Annotated in this window: 13 protein-coding genes and 1 pseudogene; 4 read left to right on the forward strand and 10 right to left on the reverse strand. The window is 70.1% G+C overall.

The window, feature by feature from the left end:
• Window positions 1-236: 236 nt before the first annotated feature.
• From IE185_RS32030 to IE185_RS32070, 9 genes are all read right to left on the reverse strand, one after another.
• The gene (locus IE185_RS32030) at window positions 237-1,277 is read right to left on the reverse strand and encodes a carboxymuconolactone decarboxylase family protein (RefSeq protein ID WP_189716494.1); all 1,041 of its coding nucleotides are present in this window, start codon (window positions 1,275-1,277) and stop codon (window positions 237-239) included.
• Window positions 1,278-1,746: 469 nt separating this feature from the next.
• Complete coding sequence (locus IE185_RS32035; protein ID WP_138898847.1) at window positions 1,747-3,096, reverse strand: cytochrome P450; 1,350 nt, start codon at window positions 3,094-3,096, stop codon at window positions 1,747-1,749.
• On the reverse strand, window positions 3,093-3,641 hold the full coding sequence (sgcE6, locus tag IE185_RS32040) for an NADH-dependent FAD reductase SgcE6 (protein ID WP_138898846.1): 549 nt from the start codon (window positions 3,639-3,641) through the stop codon (window positions 3,093-3,095). Before sgcE6 ends, IE185_RS32035 begins: the two co-directional genes overlap by 4 nt.
• A 127-nt stretch (window positions 3,642-3,768) precedes the next feature.
• Complete coding sequence (locus IE185_RS32045) at window positions 3,769-9,579, reverse strand: type I polyketide synthase (RefSeq protein ID WP_189716496.1); 5,811 nt, start codon at window positions 9,577-9,579, stop codon at window positions 3,769-3,771.
• Entirely contained in the window at window positions 9,576-10,739 is a 1,164-nt protein-coding gene (locus IE185_RS32050; protein WP_373303779.1) for an enediyne biosynthesis protein, read from the reverse strand. Before IE185_RS32050 ends, IE185_RS32045 begins: the two co-directional genes overlap by 4 nt.
• A complete protein-coding gene (locus IE185_RS32055; protein WP_138895295.1) occupies window positions 10,736-12,664 on the reverse strand; it encodes a CRTAC1 family protein in 1,929 nt (642 codons plus the stop codon). Before IE185_RS32055 ends, IE185_RS32050 begins: the two co-directional genes overlap by 4 nt.
• Window positions 12,665-12,676: 12 nt before the next feature.
• Window positions 12,677-13,645 carry a DUF1702 family protein gene (locus tag IE185_RS32060; protein ID WP_138895294.1) on the reverse strand — a complete coding sequence of 323 codons (969 nt, stop codon included), beginning with the start codon at window positions 13,643-13,645 and terminating at the stop codon, window positions 12,677-12,679.
• A gap of 79 nt (window positions 13,646-13,724) precedes the next feature.
• A complete protein-coding gene (locus IE185_RS32065) occupies window positions 13,725-14,723 on the reverse strand; it encodes a DUF1702 family protein (RefSeq protein WP_138895293.1) in 999 nt (332 codons plus the stop codon).
• Window positions 14,724-14,850: 127 nt separating this feature from the next.
• Window positions 14,851-15,810 carry a hypothetical protein gene (locus IE185_RS32070; RefSeq protein WP_211362558.1) on the reverse strand — a complete coding sequence of 320 codons (960 nt, stop codon included), beginning with the start codon at window positions 15,808-15,810 and terminating at the stop codon, window positions 14,851-14,853.
• 227 nt (window positions 15,811-16,037) lie between these two features.
• On the opposite strand from IE185_RS32070, the pseudogene IE185_RS32075 reads away from it, so the two are divergent.
• Window positions 16,038-16,630 (forward strand): annotated as a pseudogene (locus tag IE185_RS32075) (carboxymuconolactone decarboxylase family protein).
• On the opposite strand, the gene IE185_RS32080 reads toward IE185_RS32075, so the two are convergent.
• Entirely contained in the window at window positions 16,607-17,074 is a 468-nt protein-coding gene (locus tag IE185_RS32080) for an acyl-CoA thioesterase (RefSeq protein ID WP_211362557.1), read from the reverse strand. The pseudogene IE185_RS32075 and the gene IE185_RS32080 sit on opposite strands and share 24 nt — an antisense overlap.
• Before the next feature lie 447 nt (window positions 17,075-17,521).
• On the opposite strand from IE185_RS32080, the gene IE185_RS32085 reads away from it, so the two are divergent.
• The 3 genes from IE185_RS32085 (at window position 17,522) to IE185_RS32095 (ending at window position 21,430) form a co-directional block, all read left to right on the forward strand.
• Window positions 17,522-18,070: a carboxymuconolactone decarboxylase family protein gene (locus IE185_RS32085; RefSeq protein ID WP_138895292.1), complete on the forward strand. Its 549-nt coding sequence runs from the start codon at window positions 17,522-17,524 to the stop codon at window positions 18,068-18,070.
• Between the two features lie 231 nt (window positions 18,071-18,301).
• Window positions 18,302-20,203: an FAD/NAD(P)-binding protein gene (locus tag IE185_RS32090; RefSeq protein ID WP_138895291.1), complete on the forward strand. Its 1,902-nt coding sequence runs from the start codon at window positions 18,302-18,304 to the stop codon at window positions 20,201-20,203.
• Window positions 20,204-21,430, forward strand: a complete 1,227-nt coding sequence (locus IE185_RS32095) for a putative PEP-binding protein (protein WP_138895290.1) — start codon at window positions 20,204-20,206, stop codon at window positions 21,428-21,430.
• The last annotated feature ends 498 nt before the right edge of the window (window positions 21,431-21,928 follow it).

The raw sequence follows: 21,928 nt of genomic DNA on the forward strand, positions 1-21,928 counted from the left end.
CTTCCTGGACCATCAAGATCCATTGTCAGGTGTGTCCACACCACAGGAGTCACCTCAGCGGGGAGTTCTACGGGCCGCTCGGCGTGACCGAGACACGGGGCGCACCCGAACTCGTCCCTCCCGGCAGGGCCGCCCGCGACCCGGAGGTCCGGCACCGCCTGTGGGAGGAGTCCGAACGCCTCACCGGCGTCCGCTACCCCTTCTGCCCCCGCGACCCGCCCGTGCCGGGGCCGGTCTCACGCCGGCCCGGCCCGGCGGGGTATGCAGATCCGGCCGCCGATCCGCACCGCGGTGGTCAGGGCGGCGTAGGACGTGAGCTCAATCAGTTCACGGTCGGTGGGGAACCGGCTCCTGAAGGCCGCCACGTCCTCCGGGAGGGTCTGGTACGGCGCGAAGGCCGTCAGCAGTGCGAGCCGGGCAGCCGGCACGTCCTCGGCCGGCAGCGCCGACACGGCCTCGTCGATCCACCCCCGGCCCAGCCCCGGGGCGGATCCGTCCCACCGATCGAGGCGCGAGCGCAACCGCTCCCGTACCGGTTCCGGCACCCAGCGTGCCCCCTGCTCCACGGCGGCGAAGGCCCGCCCGAAGGCCTCTGCCACGGAAGGACTGCCCAGGGCCCACTCCAGTCCGGGGGGCAGGGGCGCCGGGGGCAGCAGGCCGAGCGAGTCGCCCGGCGCCAGCGGGCCCGGGGCGACGGGACGCATGGCCAGGGCGGTGGTGCGCATGATGGGCCCACGCAGGGGCGCCGGCGTCCGGGCGGGCATGGGGGAGTCGGCCAGGAAGAGGGTCACCATGCGGTTGATGTAGTGGAACGTCACCACGACGCCAAAGAGTTCCGGCTCCTGTCCGTCCGTGAACGGGAGCGGGGCAGCGCTCCCGGCCGAGTCTCCCGGGGCGCGCCGTCCGGTCGCCCTGGCCCACTCGGCGATCCGGGAGACCGTCCTGTCCGGCGGCAGCGTCCCCAGGACCGCCTGGTGCACACCGACGCAGTACGGGCAGTCATTGGCGCGTGAGACCTCGGTGGCGACCGTCTCCTTCACCGCGCGGCTCACCAGGCCGTCGGCGAGCAGGGTCTCACGCAGCATCAGCCAGGTCGCCGCCAGTGATGCGGCAGCCGGCGAATGGAGGGCCACGGGCGGTGCGAGCACCCCGAAGTCCCGCTCCGTGCGGCGGTACACCTGCGCCACCAGGCCCCGGGCGCGGCGCGGGGCGATCACATCCACGTACCGCACCTGCCGCAGGGAGCCCCGCAGCACGGCCCGCACGAGCGGCCTCATCGCCACTCCTCCCTCTCCTGTTTCACACGGGTTCCCTTTCCCGGAGACCACTTGCCCCCGGTATGTTCTGCCCGGCCCCGTGAAGGGCGCCCCGGCCCACCGGCCGGGCCCCGCGCCCCCGTTCCCGGAGTTCCGGCGCGGTCTCTCGGCGCGATGCCGCCGGGAGCCAACCCCAGCTGCTCCATCAGCAGACGGATCAGCGCGGTGGCCGTCTCCTGAGCGGTGTCCGCGTTGTACGCGGCGGGCGAAGCCGCCGCCGCGCCGAGGACTGTGCCGGCCGACGGCTCCGTGGTGGGTGCTGCTCCGGGCGGCACCCGGGACACGCGGTCGCTGTCGCTCGTGGGCTGCCTCCTCACTGGGGCGGGCCCCCGGTCCGTCCGGTCCGTTTGCTCCGTCCGGACTCGCGGCGGACGGGGCCGGACGCGAAGGGGTTTTCTCCTGCGGCCCGTTGGGCGTTCCCGCTCGTCCATCAGTCCGCCGCGCTCACCGTCATCGGCAGTCCGCCGCGCATCCGCAGCGACAGCATGGGCTCGGCGACCGCCCGGTGCCCGGGGACGGTACGCAGGTCGAGGTCCCGGGTGACCAGCGCGGTCACGAACACCGCTTCCATCATGCCGAGGTTGCTGCCGACGCAGAAGCGCGGTCCCGCGCCGAAGGGAATATAGGCGTACCGGGGGCGGCTGGCCACCGCCTGCGGATCGAAGCGCTCGGGATCGAAGCGCTCGGGGTCCTCCCAGAGACGCGGATTGCGGTGCAGGATGTACGGGCAGATCAGGACGTCGGCCTTGGCCGACACAGTGTATCCGCCGACCTCGTCCCGCTGCTGGGCTATCCGGGGCAGGACCCACACCGGCGGGTAGAGCCGCATGGCCTCCTGGACGACCATGGTCGTGTAAGTCAGCCGGTGCAGGTCGTCGACGTCCGGGAGACGTTCGCCCAGGACGTTCCTGGCCTCCTCGCGGACAGCGGCGCGGACCTCGGGATGACGCTCCAGCAGGTGCAGCGTCCAGCCTAGGGTACTGGCCGTCGTCTCGTGCCCCGCGAGCAGCAAGGTGACCAGCTCCTCCCGGAGCTGTCTGCGGATCTGCTGGGGCCGCCTGTTCCGCCGTCGGGCGGCCTCGATGATCCGGGACAGTGCGTCGTCGCCGGGCTCACCGTCGGCCATCCGCGCGCTGCGGTCGGCCACCAGCAGATCCGCCACCCGGTACAGCTCCCGGCGGGCCCGGCGGAAGCGGGCCTGCGCAGGCAGCGGGAGCCAGCTGGGCACCATGCCTTGGGAGACCATCTCCAGCATCGCCTGATCCTGCACCTCTTCGAAGGCGGGCGCGAGGGTGTCCTGGGAGGTGAGGTCGGAGTCGAGCAGGGTGCGGCCAAGCACACCGAGGGTGAGTCCGGTGACCTCCTGAAGGACGTCGACCGGGCCGCTCCCCTCATGGGCGCGCAGGAGGGCGACCAGTTTGGTGCCCTCCTGCGCGACGGCGTGCGCCTGCCGGTTGATGCGCCCCGGCTTGAACGCGGGCTGCACCGTCTGGCGCTGGGCCCGCCACACCTCGCCGTCACTGGTCAGCAGGCCGTCGCCCAGGACCCGGCGGGACTGCACGAGGCCGATGCCCTTGTGGTAGTTGGTGCTGTTGTCGGCGAGTACGTGTTTGGCGTGGTCGGGCCGGTTGAAGATGTAGAGCTTCTTGGGTCCCATGGAGACCCGCACGGCGTCGCCCAGGGCGGCCGCGTCCTTCATCATTCCCAGGCGGTTCACCGCGAACTTCTTCAGCAGCCCCGGCAGGGCACTGACCGGCGGGCCCGGCGGGTCGATCCTCATGCCACCTTGCCTTCACCGTGTTCAGGGGCGAACCGCCGGAAGCGGCCGCCGGAGAACAGCAGGGCTTCACGGAACGGCCAGCGCACCGCAGAGAGAACCTCGCCGAGAAAGATCGTGTGGTCACCGCCTTCGTACAGCTTCTTCTTCTCGCACTCCAGATGCGCCACGGCACCGGCGATCAGCGGTGCGCCGGACTTCGGTCCGGGCTGCCAGGCGACGGCGTCGAACTGGCCGGCTCCCACGGGACGCGAATGGTCGGCGAAGTGACGTGCCACGGCCTCCTGGCCGACGTTGAGCACCGACACCGAGAACGTCTGCGAATGGTCCAGGCTGCCGTGCATCAGTGCGTTTTTGCCGACGCAGACGAGCACCAAGGGCGGAGAGAGGGAGACGGAGGTGAACGAGTTGGCCGTCATGCCCCGCGGGGAGTCCCCGCCGACGGTCACCACGGTGACCCCGGTGGGGAAGGTGCCGAACACACCCCGCAGTTGTTTTCGGTCCTCCAGGTCGACGAGTTCCATGGACGGAACAGTGGTCGGGCTCATGTCTGCCTCCCTGTCAGCGGCCGGGATCCGGCCGCGCAGGACGCCGACGCTCGTGCCGGCGCATCGGGGAACAGTGCGGGTACGGGGGCGGCGACCGGGAGCCGGCCCGTGCGGCCCTTGCGGCCCGTCATGGCCGGGTCCTGGCGGCGGTGACGGCGCCGTCCGGGCCTTCGGCGAGGAAGGCGAACACCGCCGGTTCCAGGGCGTCGCGCAGCGCCGTGACAAAGGTGGCGATCCGCATTCCGCCCACGGTGAGTACCACCCAGTTGTCCTTGTCCGGCGGAGCCAGTGCGAGGGGGGCCCCGGCCATCAGTCCGGCCTTCCTGAGACACTCGACGGCGCCCCACACACGCGTCGCCGCGGTGTCGGGGGCCTCGCCTGTCTCCTTGGCCACCAGAGCGGCCAGTTCGGCGTGCTCACCGAGCAGCCCCGCCCATTCGGTGGCGCTGCGTACGCAGACCGCCTCGATGTCGCAGGCCACGGTCTGCGCGGCGGCGACCCCGAGGGTCACGCCCAGGCCGTGGGCGGCCGAGATCCGGCGGCCGTCGGCGAGTTCGGGGCGTCCGTCGGGCCGGTAGCGCACTTCGGCGCTCTCGCCCAGTGCTCGCTGAACGGCCCGTGCGGTGGCCGCACGTCGCTCGTCCCTGGACTCCCCGGCACCGGGCAGGTCCGGTTCGACGGCGATGTCGAGATGGGTGCCGAGCACCTCCTCCAGAGTCCGCTCCAGGTAGGAGCCGAGCAGCGGGGCGACCCACGGCCCGGAGCCGTCCGTCTTGCGGACGGCATGCAGGGTGAGCCCCTCCCACCGTTCGACGACAGTGCCGTCGGGAGTGCGTACCGCGATGTCGTACACATAGGTGTCGCCGTCCCGGTGGCGCTCGGTGGCGCAGTAGCGCACCTCCGGCGGCAGATCGTCGCCGGCGGCCATCGGGTACAGCCGCTCGATGCCGGACGGCAGCAGGGTCGCGTCGGGGACGCACACCTGGTTGCCGTGCATCAGCGCGTCCCGCATCCCCGGATCGGCCAGCAGCAGGGTGCCCGGCAGGAAGCCGGCGAACCAGCCGGACGGCGCGGCGATCGCCACATCGGCGTCGACGTGCCGGGCGGCCGCCCGGTGGAAGCGGCGCAGCCGCTGGAAGCGCTCGCCCTGGAAGAGGACACCGCCGTACAGGTCGGCCGCCGGGTCCAGCGGGGCGGGCGGGACGTCCGGGCCGACCTGGCCCGGGGGGCCGTCCGGGATTCCGGCGCCGGAGTAGACCAGCCGCGCTCGGAAGTGTTCGGCGAAGAAGCCGGTGTCCTCCGCGTGGATGGCCACGTCCACGGTGTCGGTGTCGGTTACGGTGGCCGCGATCCGGATGCGGGTGGTCCCTGCGGGCGGCACCACGATGGGCCGCAGGAACTGCGCCCCCTCGATGACCGGTACGTCGCCGCGTCCGGTGACCGCGGACGCCACCTGGACCATGGCCTCCATACCGATCACCGCGGGCATCAGCATGTTGTCGTCCAGGAGGTGGTCGGCGAGGTAGAGATCGGTACCGCCGTTCAGTTCGGCCTCGGTGACGAGTTCGACGCCGTGGTAACGCACCAGCGGGGTTCCGGTGAACCGCAGCAACGGCATCGGCGGGAGGTCGCGGCGTACCGTTCCGATCCCTTCGGTACGTCCGCTGATCACCGTCACCACGGGGGCGTCCGGGTCCGAGATCAGCCGCAGCAGGATCTCGACGCCCTGGTCGGGCGAGACCGGGACGATGCCCTCGCGGGACAGGGACTCCACGACGGAGAGCTTCTCGCCCATGCCGACACCGGACCACACGGACCATTCCATGCACAGAGCACGGCAGTGCGGATTGTCGCGGGCGACCTTCTCGGTGAGGTCGGCCAGCCATTCGTTGGCGGTGGCGTAATGCGCCTCGCCGCGCAGTCCGGACCGGCCGATGATGCTGCCGAAGGTGACGAGGAGTTTCAGGTTCTCCTCGCCGACGGCGTCCAGGACGGTGCGCAGCCCGTCGACCTTGGGGGCGAACGTGGCGTGGAAGGCGTCCATAGCGAGGCCGGTGAGGGAGGCGGGCTCGTTGCGGCCTGCCCCGTGGAGCACGGCGGTGACGGGACCGAGCGCGCCGGTGAGTTCGGCGACGGCTGCGGCGACGCGTACCGGGTCCGTGACGTCGGCAGCGGCGTAACGCACCGTTGCCCCGCTGTCCTCCATACGCCGCAGGTTCGTGGCGAGGTCCTCGTCCAGGGCGGGGTCCGACCGGCCGATGACAGCCAGCTTGACGCCGGTCTGCCGGGCCACAGCCAGGGCGCACTCGGCGGTGATGCCCTTGCCCCCGCCGGTGACGAGCAGGACGTCGGAGTCCTCCAGTACCTGGTCGGTACGCCCGGCGCGGACCGGCAGGGCGCGTAGTACCGGGACGCGGCGGGTGCCGTCCGCGGCGAGATGGACCTCGCTGAAGCGGGTGGTCGCCGCGACCTCGGCGGCCACCCGCTCCGCGGCGCCGTCGGCCACCGGGGTGTGGACGACGGTGGTCCGCAGGTGGGGTGCCTCCAGGTGCAGAGTCTTGGCCAGTCCGGCCGCGCCCCGGCCGTGCTGCACCAGGACGAAGCGGCGCTCGCGGTCGCCCGCGAGGGCGGCCCTGGCACCGTTCAACGCGTGTTCGATCTGCTCCCGGGTGCAGGCGGGCGGTAGGCAGACCAGGACCCCGGAGCCCACCGCGGCGTTCTCGAGGGCGCTTCGCACGTCCTGAGCGAAGAGGTGGTCCTGGGTGGTGAACAGCTCCCAGGAGCCGTTGCCCCCGCCCAGTACGGGGGCGGGCAGCGGGACCTCGTCGAGGTCGACGGAGAAGGGGCGGGCCCATGCGGCGGCGCCGGCCACGACGGGTGCGGGGCCCGTACCGCTGTCACCGGTCTCGGCGAGGGTGGTGAGCGCCTCGGCCAGTTCGGTCATCGTCGCGGTAGCGAAGTTGGTCGGTACGTGGGCGGCGGTGAGACCGAGCTGGACGGCGGCCTGATTGACGATCTGGCCGACCGTGATCGAACTCATGTGCAGGTCGTCCAGGAGGCTGCTGTTCTCGTCGACCAGCTCGGGCGGCAGTTCCGCCCGTTCGGCGACCAGGGCGCGCAGCACGCTGAGCGCCGACTGTCCCGCCGAGACGCCGGCCTGTGCGGTGACGCCGTCGCCGGAGTCCTCGGTCCGGGAGCCGCGCATGGTGGGCAGGGCGACATCGGGCGCCTGTTCGCAGGGATTGGCCAGGAAGCTGAACTCGGCGCCGACCTCCAGCGGCCGGGTCAGCCGGTCGTTGAAGAGCCGCTCGTGGATGAGCGGGGCGCCCAGCACATAGGCGGTGCCGACGACTTGGAGCAGTCCACGCAGGGACTCGTCATCGGTGTTGAGGGCGACAGCCGGTACGTCGGCGGTGGCTGCCGCCATGCCGGCGAGCACCCGGCCGGGGCCGACCTCGACGAACAGGTCGACATGGGGGGCGGCCGACCGTACCGCCTGGGTGAACAGCACCGGGTCGGTGATCTGCCGCCGCAGCAGTTTGGACAGGTCGGTGTCGCTCTCCAGTTCGCCGCCGGTGACGGTGGAAACGACCCGGCGGTTCACCTCGTCCATGCGCACTCCGGCGAGCCAGTCGCCGAAGGCGTCGGCGGCCGGAGCGACCAGGGGCGAGTGGAAGGCGTGCGAGACCGCGAGGCCGGTGCAGGTGACACCGGCTTGTCCGGCCCGTCCGGTGACAGCGGCGATGGCGTCGGCAGTTCCGGCGACGACGGTCTGGTGGGGGCCGTTGTAACCGGAGATGACGACAGGCAGCCCGTCGATGAGCTCCCCGGCCTGCTCGGGGGTGGCGGCCAGCGAGAGCATGGTGCCCGAGGCGCTGTGCTCGGCCATGGCCGCTCCGCGGGCCCGGGCCGCCTCCAGCAGAGTGGTGGAGTCCAGGGCGCCCGCCCAGTGCAGGGCGGAGAGTTCGCCGAGGCTGTGGCCGACGGCGATGTCAGCCTCGATGCCGAGCGCATCCAGGACGCGCAGTCCGGCGGTGGAGCCGGTGACGATGCGGGGCTGAGCCACGTCGGTGGCGACCATGTCGCCGGTGGCGGGCAGCTTGGCCCGCCTGTACACGTCCGCGGCCTCGGTGAAGCGGCGGGCGAGGGCGCCGCCGCCGGTCGAGGTGCCCGAGCCCTGGCCCGGGAAGAGGAAGCCGATGCGGGCGCCGTCGGTCGCCCGGCCGAGGATGGCACGGCCGTCAGAAGAGAGCGTGATGCCTCCACCCCCGTTCGGCGCGTCGGCCAGCCGGCGCAGCCGCAGTTCGGCGTCCTGCGGTGAGGTGACGACGGCGGCCGCCCGGTGGGGCAGTTCGCGCAGTTCGCGCTGGAGGGTGGCGGCCAGATCGGCGAGCTGGGCGTAGGAGACCGTGCCGGCGAAGTCGGCGACCTGGATGAGGCGTTCCTTGAGCGCCTGCGGTGATTCGGCGTCCAGCAGCAGCAGTTCGGCGTCCTGGAGCGAGTTGGCCAGGGTGGTGGCGCGGCGGCTGGTGACCTGGCGCTTGGCGGGGGCGGCCTTGTCGAGTACGACATGGGTGTTGATCCCGCCGAATCCCATGGCGGTGATCCCGGCGCGCAGCGGTGTGTTCTTGGGCCAAACCTCCGCCTTGCGCAGTACCCGCAGGTTGGCCGACTCGTCGGTGAGTAGCTCGTGCGGGTCGACGCAGCCGATGGCGGGTGGCAGCATCGCCGCGTCCAGGGCCATCGTGGCCTTGATCAGTCCGGCGATTCCGGCGGCGGCCTTGGTGTGACCGATCATGCCCTTGATGGAGCTGATGACGGCGCTGGGGGCGTCGGGATCGGCCTGGGCACGGGCGCCCATGATCGCCCTGAGTTCGGTCGCGTCGCCGACGGCGGTGCCGGTGCCGTGGCCCTCGAAGAGCGGCACGGTGTCGATGCCGAAGCCGGCCCGTTCGTAGGCGCGGGCCAGGGCGAGCTGGTAGCCGCTGACCTCGGGGCGGGTGATGCCGCCCTGCCCGTCGGAGGAAACGCCCCAGCCGGCGATCGAGGCGTAGACACGGTGTCCGGCGGCGAGGGCGTCCTCTTCGCGCATCAGGACGACCATGCCGCAGCCCTCGCCGGGCCAAAAGCCGTTGGAACCGCGGTCGTAGAGCCGCATCTCGCGCTTGGCGAGCGCTCCGGTCTTTGCGAAGCCGATGATCTCGAAGGGGTCGATGGACAGGTCGACGCCCCCGGCGACAGCGATGTCGAGGTCCCCGTACAGCAGCGAGGTGGCGGCGGTGGTGACCGACAGGAGCGAGGACGAGCACGCGCCGTCGACGGTGTATCCGCCGCCGTTGAGGTCGAAGTGGTTGCAGATCCGGCCGGCGATGGTGTTGGACAGGCCGCCCGCGAGGGTGTCCTCGTCGATGGCGGGGAACGGCTTTTTGTAAGCGTCCTCCACTCCTTCGAGGAATTGGCCGAGGCGCTCATCGCCCCAGTCCTGCCCCTTGAGGGCGTCGGCGAGCACCCGGCGTACGTACGGCCAGCGCAGCCGCATCATGTTGGCGCGGGCGAACTCGCCAGTGAGGGTGTTGCCGACGACGACGCCGGTGCGCTCCTTGGGCAGCCCTTCCCCGGCAGGGAAGCCTGCGTCGGCCAGCGCCCGGGTGGCGGTGTCGAGCGCGAGCCAGTGCGTGAGGTCGGTGGAACGATAGGTGCTGCCCGCGATGCGGTGGGCGATACGGTCGAACTCCCACCCCTCCAGGACGGCGGCGTTACGGCTGTAGAACTTGTCGGGGACCGTGGGGTCCGGGTCGTAGTAGTCGTCCAGGCGCATCCGCACGTCGGGCAGTCGGCGAAAGGCTCGCCGCCCGGCGACCGCGTTCTCCCAGAGTTCGCGCGGGGTGGTGGCGTCGGGGTAACTGCACGACACGCCAACGATCGCGATTCGGCTCATCCTGGCATCGCCACTTTCTTCTCCTGCGCCGCCGCCCGGAGGGACGCGCACTTGCCGTGGAAGCAGGTGCCGTCCTGGCACGGGTCACCGGTGCGAACCGCCGTGACCGTGGCCGCGCGTACGGGAGCGGGATCCGGGGCGGGGGAGGCCCCGGGAGCCGGTACGGCGGCGACCTGCTCTGCGGGCTCTGTCGGGGCCCGCTGTGCCGGGCCCTGATGCGCCAGGGCCTGCTGTGCCTGCTTGTCCGCCGCCGCACGCTGCTTCGCCATGAAGTGCAGGCCCCACAGGTAGCCGCCGCGGATCAGGCAGACCAGGGCGGTGGCGAAGAAGATGCCGTATGCGATGCCGAGCCCGGTCAGTACCCCGTACATCGCGGCGACGCCGGCGCCGAAGGCGATCTGGGAGGAACGCTTGGAGGGGGAGGTGCCGGGGTCGGTGACCATGTAGTTCGTGAAGAGGATGAAGGCCACCCCGGTCATCATGCTTAGCGCCGCGGGGATGGAGGTCCCCATCACCAGACCACGGATGACCGCCTGGAGGGCGAACCCGACCAGCCAGGCGCCGATCAGCCACATACGGCCCGTCAGCTTCGCGTTCAGCATGGTGCCCAGGACCAGGATGACCGCCGGCAGGACCCAGTCGGCGGGGCCGTACAGGTACTCGGTGAAGTGGTAGGGCGGGGCGATGCTGGCCCACGGGAAGAGCAGCAGGATCACCGCGATGCCGAAGTTCGACGGGTTCATGAAGTGCCGCATACGCCCCTTGAGCGGGGCTCGCAGCACCCACTTGGTGCCGACGGCCACGATGACGCCGAACACCAGGACCCAGACGCGGTCATTGACGTACGTGAGCATGTTCACCGCGAGACCGGTGATGTGCGCGGGGAAGAGGAACTCCACCATCCCCTTGAGTCCCCCGCCCGCGAAGCGCGGTGCGCGCTTCTCACCCCTGGCGCTGACCGCCTCCAGGCCGATTTCCACCACGTAGGCGGTGAAGACCGCGATGAACGGCCACAGCCAGGGCTGCTCGAAGCCGAGGAAGGTGTATCCGGCAATGTTGAGGACCGAGATCGAGATCGCGAACCGGCGGAGGGCGGTGATGACCTTCACGTCGTGCCGGGGGGCGGCAGCCGTGTTCGCCTTGGTTTCGGGCACGGTCACTTCTCCTTCACGTCGGCGCCGAGTTCCAGCGAGTGCCGGCCGGGGGCCAGCTGGAGATCCTTGTTGTGCACCTGCCCGGTGCGGTCACGCCAGGTCAGGTGGGTCCGCATCGGCCCCTCAGCCTCCTGGCCGAGGCCGATGTGCACGTCCTGGCTGCGCTTGCCGGAGTGGCCGCTGCCGCCGTCGACACGGCCCAGGCGGGTGCTGCCGTCGGCGAGGGTCACGGTGACCTGTGCGCCGGTCACGGGCGAACCGGCCTTGTCGGTGAGACTGAGGTTCAGGTAACCACCGGTGTCCTGGCTCATGTTGCTGTAGAAGACGGGGTCCTCCCACTGGCGTGCCACGACCATGTCGAGGCGTCCGTCGCCGTCGGCGTCGCCGGTGGCGATACCACGGCTGGGCACGGGTACGGCCAGGCCGAGCTGCTTGGACAGATCGCTGTAGGCCTCGCCGTCCTTGTCCTGGACGAAGAAGCGCAGGTGCTGGTCGCCGGCGAGGTCGTCGCCCTCCTCTACGCGGGGCCAGAAGCGGGGGTGCTTGACCAGCGAGTCGTTGGCGGTGGCGAGCTCCTGGAGCTGGGCCCAGCGGTTGCGCTTGCCCTTGACGAAGCCGACGGCCTGGGTGATCTCCTGGATTCCGTCGTTGTCGAAGTCGCCCATCTTCACGTCCCAGCCCCATCCGGACCAGGCGAGGTTGAGCGGTGCGCTCTCGTCCCTGTAGGGGGCGACGCCGTCGCGGAAGCGGGCACGCAGGTCCGACTTGTCGCGGGCCGTCCCGATGAAGGCGAAGTTCGACTCCTGGATGCCGAAGGACGTGGTGATGTTGGAGACGAAGGCGTCGTACAGGCCGTCGTTGTCCAGGTCGCCGAAGTCGACGCCCATGCCCTTGAAGGAGCTGCGGCCGATCTCCTTGGACTTCGGCGTGGTCGCGGTGTGCTTGGCCTTGACCTCGCTGAACTTGAACGTGCCGGGGGTCGACCTGTTGTAGAGGAGGGCCGAGGTCCCGAAGTCGTGCGCGAGGTACATCTCGGGGCGCTGGTCCCCGTCCAAGTCGGTGGCCGAGACCGCCAGCGTCCAGCCCTGGTCGATGCCCTTCGGCAGAACGTTCTTGACCTGCTCGTAGCCGGCGCGGGTCCAGCGGAAGAAGTGGCCGCCGCCGCCGTTCTGGGCGTGGGACAGCGAGTCGTTCATCGTCACGCCGCCGTGCACGGTGTCGTCCAGGACGGGGCTGTCGGGGAAGTAGTTCCCGATGTAGATGTCGTTGTGCCCGTCACCGTCGAAGTCGGCGACGGTCGCGGCGTTGGAGTTCCACAGCGGGCCGTTGTAGTCCTTCCCGCCGTTGCCGGGGACGAGCTCGACGGACACGAAGCGCTTCGGGTCCATGGCCGTGGTGTCCTTGCCCGGCTCCTTCTTCGCCTGGAAGATCACCGGGGTACGGCCCCAGTAGTAGACGAGCAGGTCCATCGCGCCGTCCTCGTTGAAGTCACCGGGGACGCAGCCGATCGGAGCCATGATGCCGCTCTTGGGCAGCGGCGACATGTCGAGTGCGAACGGCGTGTACGACGCGCTCTTGCGGCCGGGCACCGGCGCGGGGGTGACCACGGCCTGGTCGATCTGCGGGTCGGTGATGCACAGGTCGTTGGGCAGGCCGTCACCGTCGATGTCGTTCATGGCGACGCCCGCGCCGACCGAGGAGATCCACGCCTCGATGTGCTTGTAGGCCTTGTTGACCTTACGGACACTCTGTTTCGCGTATCCGCCCGGCATGGATATCGCCATCGGCTTGAAGGCGAACTTCTCCGCCAGCTCCGCTTTATCGGCAGCACTCGACTCATGCGGCTTCACCGCGTAAAAGGTGCCGACCATGAGAATGAGTGCGATGACTCCGGGCGCCTGCTTCCGCAGCCAGGAAATCGGGTGGGTCATGCCAGCGCCTTTCTACGCGTGCGGAACGGAAGTGATCTCTGCGGCGATGTGCTGCCGCCAGATCTCGAATGCGGGAATTTCACCGCCGTCGCAGCCCGCGGGCGCCGCGTCGGTACACACCCGAGCGGCTTCCCCGGGTGTCCGGCCCCCGCACAGGACACGGGCGGCGACATGCGTGTGGGCGATCGTCGTACCCGCCCGCTCGCGCGCCTCGCAGGCGAACGCGGAGCCCTGCGCCAGGTTCGGCCGGTGCTCACCCGCGTGCTTGGCGAAGCGCCGCAGCTCGTCCTCGTCGGCGCTGCCCGCGTAGGTGCAGGCGAGCCCGGCGCCGGCGTACATGTCGCCGTGACGGTGGGCGGGGTAGGCGTCGATGAGCTCGGCGACGACATCCGGGTCGGTGCCGCCGACGAACCACAGGGCGCGGCCGATGCCCTGGTCGATGACGCGGGCACTGTAGGCGTCCGGCCCTCCATTCCAGCTGAAGGGGTGTTCCCGGCCGGGGTCGCGGACATAGGCGTCGGTCTTGAAGTACGCCTGGTGGAAGCCGTACCCGTCCAGGATCAGCCAGCGCAGCACCGGATCGGAACGGGTCGCGTCGGGCCACATGAACCGCGGCAGTCTGGCCATCGCCCAGCCGACGCCGACATAGACCATGTAGTTGTGGTGCCGGCCCCTGCCCTCCAGGATCCCGGTCAGCCGCTTGTTGCCGCCCGTCAGCGAGTCCAGCATGACGGCGCCCATACCGGCGCCCTCGTACGCGAAACCGCGGAAGGCCCGGGGAACCGTCTCCAGCCAGTCGGCGGCCTGGTCCGCGGAGCGTGCCTCGACCGCGTAGGCGTATCCCTGGAGGAAGCTCGTCCCGACCGTTTCCAGCTGCTGCTTGGCCTCCGCGTTCTTGATGTGGAACCCGCGTGTTTCCAGTTGCGTTTCCCGCACATTGGGCGTGAGGACTCGGCGCCTCAGCGCACGCATCATGGACACCTGAAATACCGCCCCTCGATCCTTTTCTCTGAATTTCCCGTTCGTTAGACGACGATATTCGACAGGGGTACCCGTGCGGCTACTCCAGGAATGCTTGACGGGTATGCGCGAGAAGTTGTTCACGCACCGCGCGGCGCCACAATTCATAGGTCGGGACATCACCCGCCACGCCCGGCTCGGGCGCGGCGGCGTCGGCGAGCGCCGCCGCCGCCTCGACGGTGATCCCGGCCAGCGCGTGCAGCGCGATTCGGGTGTGCTCGGGGACGGTGGCGGAGAAGTGGCGGGCCTTCGCCGCGAAGACGGCGCCCTGCGCCACATGGCCGTGCAGCTCACCGGCCTCGGCGCGCAGCGCGGCCAGTTCGCCGGCCGTGGAGCAGCCTGCAAAGGTGGCGGCGAGTCCGACACCCGCCCACAGATCCGGCTCACGTGCGGAGGCGAATCTGCGCACGGCGGCGCTGACCTGCCCGACGTGCGCACCGTGGATGAACCACAGGGCACGGCCGATGCCCTGGTCCACCGCCCGCCGGAAGTAGTCGGGGTGCCCGTCCCACGCGTAGGGCGTGTCCGGACGCTGGTCGTCGACCCAGCGGGCGGGGTCGAAGTAGGCGCGGTCGAAGCCGTACCCGTCGACGGCGAGCCAGTTCATCGGCGGGTAGAACTCCTCACCGTCGAGCTCGTCTGGCATGACCTTCTTCCACAACGGCCGGGGCAGCTTGGCCATGGCGAACCCGATGCCGATGTAGTTGAGGAAGATGTGCCGCCGTCCGGCGCCCTGGAGGAGCTCCCGGGTGCGTCCGCCGCGGCCGGGCATCGAGTCCCGGATGACCGAGGCCATGGTCGCGCCCTCGTACGCGAAGCCCTGCACCTCCGGGTCGACCAGTGAGAGCCGCCGCTCGATCTCCCACAGGCCCTTGGACTCGATGCCCCATTCGAAGCCGGCCACCACGGCCTGCGGGATGGTCTCCAGCTGCCTGGTGGCAGCGGTTTCGGTCACCGGGAACCCGCGTCCGGCGAAGCTCACGTCACGCAGGGACGGAGCCATCAGAAGTCTGCGCAGGGAACCCAGTGCCGTTGCCACGCGGCGCCTCCTCGGCCGGCCACCAGGGGGGTGGCGAGGGCCTCATCGTCGGTCGGCGGCGAGGATCACGGCATCTTCGGTAATGCGCCCCTTGCGCGCGATCGTGGCCGGGCGGCGTCCGATGCTGTCAGGCCGCCCAAGGCGCGATCGGGTACCAGGGGATGATCTCGCGGCGCGCGAGCAGCCTGACGTCCCAGTACAGGACGGTGAATACGCCCGCGACGATCAGGGTCACCGCGGTCACGGCAGCCATCCGGCCCGGCCTGGCCGTCATCCAGACGGACAGCCGGCCGCCGGCGAAGTAGGCCATCAGGAAGAAGAGCACCGCGATGATCACCACGTTGCCGACCGACTGCAGCACGAACGCCGCCGCCCCGTACAAGGGGTTGCCGCTCTCGGCCGCATCACGGAAGAGCCGGCGGAAGAGCGGATACGGCCGCCCGATGAGGAAGCCGCCGACCAGGACACCCATGAACACCGTCTGGCCGTGCGGGAAGCGGCGGGCCGACCTCGCGAACGGATCACGGGTGTACCCCAGCGCGCTGAGCCCCAGCCAGAACATCGACAGCCCGATCACCCCGAACGTGACCATCGACTGCACCGATCGCCCCGACAACTGCCCCGGAACGGTCTGCGCCTCGGAGAACTGCGGCATCGACGTCCCCACCAGGCCGACCACCGCCCCGTACACCGCCGAGACCACGACGATGCCCAGGAAGAGCCAGCCTAGCGGCCTGAGCGCCTGGACGGCCCGGCCCGCACGACTGTTCACGGTCCCCAGCATCGGAGCGACCGTGCCGAACACCGCGATGTTGCACGCGGTGAGGGTCCCGGCGAGACCCGACGTGAAGGCGAAGGCCGTCCCGGCCGCCACCGAGGCAAGCGGGGCCGTCTGCGGATCACGACCGAGAATCGACCTCGCCACATTGCCGCCGACCGTCTGGTCGACGAACTCCGCCGACCAGATCACGGTCAGCAGAAAACCGGCGACCGTACCGAGGACCAGCAGGAGTCCGCGCCGCTGCACCTCGTTCCCTCCGGTGCCGACGCCGCTCCCACGAACCGGTAATCCATCGATGCCTGCCACAACAGAGCTCCCTTGTCAGCCGTCGGATCCGGCGACAGCGTAAAGGGGACGGGTGGCGATTCCTTTTTACCGGTTGCTGAATTTCCGGACGGAGAGCGGAAGGGAGCAGAAGAGGTGATCAGTGCGCGGCGGCCGAACCGCATTGAGCAAGGGAGGAGTTGGTAACGGACAACGTCCTCAGGAGCATGGACGGTTCTACCGCTCGGACGACGGACGAGGACGTGCCCATGCCACATATCACTGTCGGCAACGACGAGCCCGGCATCCGCGGTCTGATGGCCCACCGACCGGACACCGCCGCGCCGCTCAATTACCTCGCCAACGTGCTGCTGCGGGAGCCGGCCTCCCTCAGTCGCGGGGAGCGCGAGCTGATCGCGGCGTATGTCTCCCACCTGAACAGCATCCCTTTCTGCGCCGAAACGCACGGCGCGGCGGCCGCCGCCCAGCTCGACGGCGGCCGGGACACCGTCAGGGCCGTGTGCGCCGGCGACAGCGCACCGGTCACTCCTCGGCTGCGCGCCCTGCTGCGGATCGCGGCCGAGGCGAGGCAACATGCCCGTCCGGTGTCCGACGACGCGGTCGCCGCGGCCCGCGCCGAAGGTGCCGAGGACAGCGACATCCACGACACCGTGCTGATCGCCGCGGCCTTCTGCATGTACAACCGCTACGTCGGCTGTCCGTCCACCGATGTCCCGACCGAGGGGGCTACTACGACGCAGCGGCCCACCGCATCGTCGGACAGGGCTACGGCACAGGCCTCCACCGGGACCACGTCCCGGACATGTCCGTCGGCACCTCAGCCCCCGCGAACGGAGGCTGAGGCCGATACCTGCGCGGCGTACGGCTCCAGGGCCAGCCGCAGGGCCTCGGGCACCCTCGTGGGCCGGGTGTCGCCGTTGGGGCCGCGCATACAGGCCACCCGCTGCCGGCCACGGGCCACCAGCTTCTCGGTGCCCTCGTGCAATCGCACGTAGTCGAAGGTGAAGACGATCTGCGTCTGGGTCAGCTGCTCCAGGCGCATCTGGATCGAGAGCTGGTCGAACGCGGTGATCTCGGCGAAGAATTCGCAGCTCACCGAGACGGTGAACAGCTTCAGGTCGTCGCGGATGTCGTCGAGCACTTCGGGGGCCATGTCCAGCAGGAACATCTCCCGGCACCGGCCCTGCCAGCGTACGTAGTTGACGTAGTAGACGTTGCCGACCAGATTGGTCTCCTCGAATCCGACGAGATGGCGCAGTTCGTAGTAGGGCCGCACGTCGGCCATCAGCGTTTCCATTCCTTCGTCATCAGGGCAGGCGGCCACCGGTCACGCCTGTTCGTTCCAGCGCGGGATCTCGACGGCGCCCCATGCGGGCTCCGCCAAGAGGCCCCGCCGTCCCGCCGGGTGTAGTGACCGGCGGGACACATCGCGAAGACCGGTGACGACACGATCGGATCCATCACCAGGTCTGGTTCGAATCATGGGAAGGGACCCCACAGATACGATTGAGGATCGCCCAACGGTCGGCATCTCCCGGCTTGCTGGGGGATCTCGGGTCCGGACAACTGCACTGCATACAGCGCAGTTGACGGGAGCCGGAGCAATCCCGAAGTGGTACGCCATCAGGAGAAGCGGCTGTGAAGGAAGAAGGCGACAACCGCCCAGCGGTCTCGCTGTTTCGGCAGACTGCGGGGACGGGGGACTCTTACTACTACCGAGGAGAGGCACCACATGCCGCGGATTCCCGTCCACACCGTCGACAGTGCGCCCGCAGCCGGCGGGGAGACCCTGCGCCGCCTGGAGAAGCGTTTCGGGAGGGTGCTCAACATCCACGGAGGAATGGCCCACTCACCCGTGGTCCTGGAGGCCTACGTGGCGATCAGCACGGCCATCGCAGAGCACGGCACCTTCGACACCCGCGCACGCGAGGCGATAGCCCTGGCCGTGGGCGGGGTCGACGCGTGCGCGTACTGCCAGTCGGCGCACACGGTCTCGGCGAAGGCGGCGGGCTTCACCGAGGAGGAGACTGTGGCGATTCGCCGTGGAGAGGCGGGCGACGACGTGAAGCTCGCCGCCATGGTCCAGGTCGCGAGGGAGGTCGCTGGCGAGGTCGGCGAGGCGTCCGACGCGGCGTGGGACAAGGCCGTGGCACAGGGCTGGACGGATACCCAGCTGACAGAGGTGTTCGTCCACGTGGCGGTGAACCTCTACACCAACTACTTCAACCACTACGCCCGTACGGAACTCGACGTCCCGGCCGCACCGGGCCTCGACGGCTGATCCCATCGGCGAAGGAGCCGGTCCCGCGGTCACCACGTCGGGGCTCGACGGCCGGCAGGCTCGGGTATCGTCTGCGCACGTTCGAGAACGCCGCCCTTCCCGGCATCGCAACCGTGTCCCAAGGGCCCGACCACACACAGCAAGTCGACGTTCCATCAGGCAACTTCCAGTCAGTACGCGGCACCGGCGGAGGCGGCACCGCGGGTGCCCCCGGTTGAGCGGGGAGGCTTCATGAGTCGAACGGGCGCGCGCCCCAGAGTGCTCGTCGTGGGGGCCGGTCTGGCCGGCACGGCAACGGCGATCCGACTGCTCCACTTTGCGCGAAGACCACTCGAGATCGTCCTGCTGGAGCGGCGCCCCGACTACCGCTCCGCCGGAGTCGCCTACCACCGTGACGGCAACCCCTGGGACCACGTCTTCAACATCCAGGCCGGACGCATGTCCGTGTTCCGGGAGGACGTCCTCGACTTCATCCGCTGGGCCAACCAGGAGGCCGACCGCCGGGACTGGCCGCGATACTGGGCCGCACAGGAGTTCACCGAACAGGGCCCGGCGCCCCGCCGAATCTTCCAGGACTACCTCGACGACCGGCTGGCCGAGGCCAGAAGGGAGTCCCGCCCCGGCGTCGACCTCGTCGAAGCGGACGGTGAGGCACTCGACATGGACGCGTGCGACCGGGGCTTCGAAGTGACGGTGGGCCACCTCTCCGCGAACGGCCTCGACGGCCTGCGTCCCGGGCCGCTCCCCGGCACGGAGGTGCTCGGCACGGACCACGTCGTCCTCGCCACCGGCCTCGAACTCACGGAATTGCCCTTCGCCGCAGAGGTCGCCGGGCACCCCTCCTTCGTACGGAACCCGTACTCCGCGACCGGAGTACGCAAACTCGCCCAGCTCCCGTCCGACGCCACCGTCGCCATCGTCGGATCCGCGCTGAGCGCCTACGACTCGGCAGGTATGTTGCTGCGCAACGGCCACACCGGGCGAATCCGCCTCATCTCCAAGTCCGGAACGATCTTCCGCACCTACCCCGACACCCACGAACACGGTGTGCTGCGGCTGCCCCGCCCCGACACCCTGCTGGAGCCCTACCGCAACCGCGGGGAATTCCTGGCCAGGGTCAGGACCGCATGGCGGACAGCGTGCTCGACGGTCCGGGAGAATCACCCAGACATCGCCTCCGCGGTCGTCCCCGAGCGCGTCGCCAAAGCGTGGGAGCCGTACCTCCCCGAGGCAATCGAACGCATCCCCACGAAGGAACTGCGTTGCCTGCTCGATGAGTTCGCCACGACCATCGCGGCGTTACGCGTCGGTGCCGTGGAGCACACGATGGGGGTCATCGAACACGCGATGCGGCCACCGGACGGGCCGGTGGAACTGGTCCTGGGAAAGGTGCGGGCGATCACGCCCGCGCAGTCAGGGCGGCTGCTGATCTCGGTCGTCGCACAGCATGAGAGGCACAGCGTCGAAGCCGACCTGGTGGTCTCCAACTTCGGCAGGGAGTCCGACTACGCCAAGGTCGGACAGCCGCTCTGGCGAAACCTCCTCCGCAAGGGCATCGCGGCGCCCCACGAGCGCACCGGGCGCGGTCTGGAGGTCGACGAATGCGGAACGCTGCTGGGCGCCGACGGCCGACCGGCGGGTCCGATCTCCACGGTCGGCGCGCTGAGGGAGGGCGACGAGATCGTCCGGCACGGCCGAACCGGCGCGTTCACGTTCAACCTCGCCGCCATCAAGAACCACTCGGTATCCGTCGCGGCCCACGTGATCGAGCAGCTGGAACTGCGGCAGGACGGCCTGAACGACATCGCGGCCCGGCATCCCCACTACCGAAGCTATGCCAGCAATCCGGAGGAAGCGGCCCGGGCGGCCCTGGAGGAGTCTGTGGTATTGGAAGTGCGAAGGCTGGCCACGCGTGAACGCGAGCAAAGAGAAGCACTCGACTCCCGCTTGAACGCGAGCATTCTTTCCCTGGGCGGTCTTCCGGCACTTCCGACGAATGTATCCCGGCCCGACCGCCTGATAAGAGCAGTCGTCAACCGGGTCGCTGTGGAACGGCTCAACGACGTCTCCGTGACGCCACGGCAGCTACGTCGGCAACTCGGGATCGGGAACGTCGATAACCTGGAGGGCTAGTTGAACGGGAACGGGCGGCGGATTCTGGGATCTCTTCTGGCCGGCGGCACCGAGAGCGTGCTGCACGGCATCTGCAACCGGACAAGTAGCCCACGCGAGGGAACCATCCTCGTCGCCCCATCCCTCGAAGCCGGGCTGTACGACGCCATCGTGGCCGCGCGCGCGGTGGTCTGCGGCTCCGGCGGGCTGACCGGTCACATGCAGTCCCTGTGCCGCGGCAGAGGGATACCCGTGCTCCGTGTCGACGAGGCGGACCTCGCCGATCTGGTCGGCGAGGTGACGCTGTACCTGGAGAGCGCGTCGATCGTCGTCGGACCGAAGCCGTCCGCGGAGTCCGAGACCGGGAGCACCGCCCTGGACGACCTCGGCTCGGCGTGCGCGGTCATCGCCGACCTGCGGGACATCACCGCCATCAACGCCTCCGGGCCGAACGCCGGGCGGGTCGAGTCCTTCTTCATCCGCGAGGAGTTCCTCTGCCTCGCACTGGGCCTGAGCCCGCTCGACGCCATGGTCGGCGGCCCCGCCGACATCACCGCCTACGGACAGGCCATCGGAGGCAGGCTCTGCGGCTTCGTCGAGGCGCTCCTGCCCGGCCAGCGACTGATCCTGCGGATGCTCGACCTGCGCTCCGACCATGCGGCCGACGTCACCGAGATCGCCCGGGTCGCGGTCGAGCCGAACCCCGAGATGGGCCTGCACGGCGCACGCTGGCTGCTCGGCTCTGTCGCCTACCGCCACGCATTGCACGCCGTGCTGTCCACCCTGCGCAAACACCTCGGCGACGAAGCCGACCGGGTAGGGCTCTCGGTGCCGTTCGTCAGCGACGAGACGGAGTTCTCCCAGCTCAGAACGCATCTCGACCTACCGGACGGCGTCCCCCTCTCAGCGTTCATCGAGACACCCTCCGCCGTACACGCCACCTCCGCGATGTGCGCCGTGGGCGTCAGCGAACTGTTCGTCGGCATCAAGGACCTGGTGCAGTTCTATCTTGCGGCGGACCGGGGCAACCACCTGGTCGCCGACTCCTACCGCACCCGTCACCCGGCTGTCCTGGACGGGGTGCGCAGGGTCGTGGAGTCCGCCCGCGCCGCAGGCACCCCGGTACGGGTCTTCTCCCTGGCATCCGATCTCGGCCACTACCTCAAGAACCTGCCGACCCCCGACGGCTACATGATGTGCACCGCTGAACTCCAGCAGATGCTCCTGCAGCCCCACTCCCGGACCTGATCGCCATGCCGTGCCCGAATCCGACGCAACGCCGCTGCCCCGCGCCGACGGCGGCGGCGCGGGGCAGCGGCGTTGCGGGGCAACTGAGCTTCGGCCCTGCCGAGCCGATCCGGGTGGAGTGTCCTGTGCGTGCCATCCCCGTCGGACAGTTCCTCGGTGGCGAGGCCGCGGATGGAGGCAGGGGAGGGTGATGACGTCGGCGGCGGGGTCGGCCGGCTTGGCGGCGGTGATACGGGCCGGGAAGGGCGGTCCGAAAAGGACGTTGACCATGCGGTCGAGGCAGTGGAAGACCACTGCCTCGACCGAGGGCTCGGGCGCCTGCCCTGGGGCGGGCGCGGGGGAGCGCTGCCCGTCCAGGAAGCCTCCGCCCAATCGGCGAGACTCCTCAGCTCGCCGTCCGGGAGCGCACGGCGGGTGCCCCGGCCCGGCGGGGTACGCCCCGGCTAGTGCGTTGGCCACGAAGGTTCGCCGGGGCTGATTAGGCGGCTTTGGGCCGTG

The sequence above is a fragment of the Streptomyces chryseus genome, assembly GCF_014650755.1.
In the GTDB taxonomy this organism is placed as follows: domain Bacteria; phylum Actinomycetota; class Actinomycetes; order Streptomycetales; family Streptomycetaceae; genus Streptomyces; species Streptomyces chryseus.